The organism is Tritonibacter sp. SIMBA_163, from assembly GCF_046535935.1.
In the GTDB taxonomy this organism is placed as follows: domain Bacteria; phylum Pseudomonadota; class Alphaproteobacteria; order Rhodobacterales; family Rhodobacteraceae; genus Epibacterium; species Epibacterium scottomollicae.
This window is the reverse complement of record NZ_JAWJBP010001444.1, coordinates 1-232: the sequence shown is the minus strand read 5'-3', so window position 1 is coordinate 232 and position 232 is coordinate 1. Positions and strand designations below refer to the sequence as shown.

1 pseudogene is annotated in these 232 nt (G+C 48.3%); it reads left to right on the top strand.

The features are described from left to right. Positions 1–232 (top strand): annotated as a pseudogene (locus R0J92_RS27075) (excinuclease ABC subunit B); the annotation flags it as partial.

The window sequence follows — 232 nt, the reverse complement described above, 5'->3', positions numbered from 1 at the left end:
ATTGGCGGGGCAGCTCTATAGCGAATTCAAGGAATTTTTCCCCGATAACGCCGTGGAATATTTCGTCAGCTATTATGATTACTATCAACCTGAGGCCTACGTGCCGCAGTCAGATACGTTTATAGAAAAAGACGCGAGCATCAATGATGAAATCGACAAACTGCGCCACTCAGCGACCAGTTCCTTGTTCGAGCGCGACGATGTCATCGTCATTGCCTCGGTGTCTTGCATC